Origin of the sequence: Pseudoalteromonas sp. Z1A6 (genome assembly GCF_011378745.1) — a bacterium.
Classification (GTDB): domain Bacteria; phylum Pseudomonadota; class Gammaproteobacteria; order Enterobacterales; family Alteromonadaceae; genus Pseudoalteromonas; species Pseudoalteromonas arctica.
The window spans coordinates 1-3,291 of the sequence record NZ_WTKW01000415.1 but is presented as its reverse complement, the minus strand read 5'-3'; the positions used below and the strand labels follow the sequence as shown (position 1 = coordinate 3,291).

The following is a 3,291-nucleotide window of genomic DNA, read 5'->3' as shown; positions in this document are numbered from 1 at the left end:
GAAGCCTCTTCTATATAAAGAAGCTAAAAAACGAAAAAAAAGTGCGAGAGATAAATATGTTCATGCAGTTAATGTATGGAGAGTTGCTACCAATGTCAATAAAGATCTAAATAAGCTTAGAGTACTATTTATTTCCCTATATTAGTTTTTATAGAAAGTTTACAAATAATTTATAAATATGAATGCGGATCTGGTATATTTCGTTAACTGGTTCAAATAATAACAATTATTAATAATTAAGGTTGACCCGTGGTTTACAGACGCCCTCCATCGCGTTTTGGATTGAATTCTTTAAGTGTAAAACTATCGCTACTCATATCCGCTATTTGCTTAATAGCTGGGGTATGTGCGGCTGCCTTAATGCTTAAATCTGAAGAGAAACAACTCGTTTTTGAAGAACACGAAGTTTTAAAAAGCTCGACAGACTTATTAGTGAAGCAATTTAATGAGCGCATTAAAACAAAAGTAAATATTGCTCAACAAGCTAATAACGTAGTAACACAACAACTTTTTCAACCCAATTCACCAATTAATTTAAGCAATAAATCACAGTTACAATTTAATAGTGACGGTACGATTCGCAGTGCCTCGGCTGATGGTTTATCAGCAGCATTTTTACCACAGCAAAATTACTCTCCTTTTTATAAACGCCTATTTAATGATTCTGAGATGCTGTGGCGTATAATTTCTCCTACACTGGTACACGACTTTTTTAACTTTTATCTAATAACAGATGATGATTTTATTCGTGTTTCTCCTCCAAATTGGGCATTAAACGCACCTGCCGACTTTAGAGCAACGAATGGCTCAACCTATAAATCGATTAAAAGCACGCTTGAAACAGTAAGAGAGCCTGCATGGTCAAAAGTCTATTACGATACAGTATGGCGCAAATGGGTTATTAGCTTACTAGTGCCAGTTTATGTCGATAATGAGTTTTTAGGTGTGACGGGGAGCGATATTTCCCTCAACAAACTTATTTCGTTTTTACCTGTTGGTGATAAAGAAAAACACCTACTTGTGTTTGATAGTAAAGGGCAATTGTTAGCACACCCAGATCTAAATCCGACCTTACTAGCCGACTATGGTAGTGATAATAAAGCACTCGCTACTAATGAATTTGTAAACCCAGCGCTGCAGTCGATTATTGACGATGTAATTGCGGTGAAGTTACCTGAATACGCAAATTCGTTTGAAAAAAATGACGAAGCTCATATTATCAATATTCGTAAGATTGATGACTTAGATTGGTACATAGGGGTATATAAAAAGCGTTCATCTACGTTATCTGCATTACAAGATTTAAAACTGAAGTTTTTTGGTCTCTTTATTTTATACGCAATATTAGTTGCCTTATTGCTGCATCAAGCGCTTTATCAACTAGTCCTTCGCCGTTTACATACTTTGGTTTATGCAGTTACAAGTTTTGGCAAAGGTCAATTAACTACAGAATTCCCACCAGAAAACAAAGACGAAATTGGCACGCTTAATGGCTCATTTAGAGACATGACGGTAGAAATTCGCAAACTTATCGATGGCTTAAACCAGAGAATCACAGAAAAAGAAATTGCTGAAAAAGCAGCTAACCGTTTATCTAAAGCGGTAGCATTCTCTGGCACTGGGGTTGTGATCACCGATGAGAATTTTGTAATTGAATACGTAAATCCAAAAATGCTCGAAATGACCGGCTACCCAGAAAGTCATTTTAATAGAGCACCATTACTTAATATTATTGCCTCAGAAATGTCTATTTTAGTTGAAGATATAGACATAGATTTACGCAGCCGTAATTACTGGCGCGGTGATACATTAATTCAAGGCTTGAATAAAGAGCCAATTTGGGTATCTTTAAGTGTTTCGCCAATTCGTGAAGAGGGCGGTGAAATAACCAGCTATGTAGCATCTGCACAAGACATTTCGTTTGTAAAAGAAAGCCAGCGTAAAATGGAGCAGCTTGCTTACTTTGATACCCTTACGGGCCTTGCCAACAGAACGTTTTTTAGAATGCAATTACGTAAGTCAATGGCATTAGCAGAACGCGGGCACTATGCATTTGCATTGTTTTACTTTGATTTAGACGAATTTAAACGTATTAACGATACATTAGGTCACGATGCCGGCGATCAATTATTAATTGAAGTGGCAAACAGACTTAAAAAACGTTTACGAGCCGAGGACACCATAGCGCGCTTAGGTGGTGATGAATTTGCAGTATTACTCAGTGGTATAGAAAGCCAAGCTCACGCGACTGATGTTGCCAATACAATTCAAAAAACACTGAATGTGCCTATAAAACTAGGTAGTAATGAAGTTATTGTGAGCGCGAGTATTGGTATTACAATGGCTCCGTACGATAGCCTAGAAGAGGATCAGTTATTAAAACATGCTGACTTAGCAATGTATGAGGCAAAAGCAAAAGGGCGTAATACATTCCATTTTTATAGCCAAGAATTGAACGCAGCTGCTAATGAGCGTTTATTTATTGAAAATGAGCTACGTATAGGACTAAAAGAAAAACAGTTTGTAGTTTACTACCAACCTCAAGTTGATAGTCGTACTCATCAGGTCATTGGCTATGAAGCGTTATTAAGATGGTTCCACCCAACTGAAGGCGCAATCCCTCCAGATAAATTTATTCCTATTGCAGAAGCGACAGGCCTTATAGTTGAATTAGGCGAATGGGTGCTTCAAGAGTCTTGTGATTTTGCCGTAAGATTAACAAAGCAAGGCTTAGAAAATAATATATCGATAAACTTATCGGCTCGCCAGTTCAAAGACTCAAGCTTAGTCTCAACACTGAGTAAAATGATAATTAGGACGGGTGTTTCGGCTAAGCGCCTTCACTTAGAGCTGACTGAAAGTATGCTAATGGGAAATGTAGAAGCTGCAATTACACAACTCCACGAGCTTAAAGCCTTAGGTATATCTATTTCTATTGATGATTTTGGTACTGGCTATTCGTCACTCAGTTACTTAAAACGATTCCCGGTTGATATATTGAAAATTGACCGTTCATTTGTAAAAGATATCCCTGAGGATACAAATGATATGGAAATTACTGCCGCTATTATTGCCATGGCGCAAAAGTTAAAGCTAGACGTGGTCGCAGAAGGGGTTGAGACAATAGAGCAGATGCAGTTTTTACAAAATAATAATTGCTTCATTGTACAAGGCTATTATTTTAGTAAACCAATTGCTGAGCACGAACTACCAAAATTGTATGAAAGGTTAAATGAACTCTCAAATAGCGAAGTAAGTAGTTAATAAAATTGCGGGTTAACCACCCGCAAT

Annotated in this window: 1 protein-coding gene; it reads left to right on the top strand. The window is 37.2% G+C overall.

Annotated features, from left to right (window positions below):
- Positions 1–249 precede the first annotated feature (249 nt).
- Entirely contained in the window at positions 250–3,264 is a 3,015-nt protein-coding gene (locus GQR46_RS17930) for an EAL domain-containing protein (RefSeq protein WP_021032079.1), read from the top strand.
- Positions 3,265–3,291 lie beyond the last annotated feature (27 nt).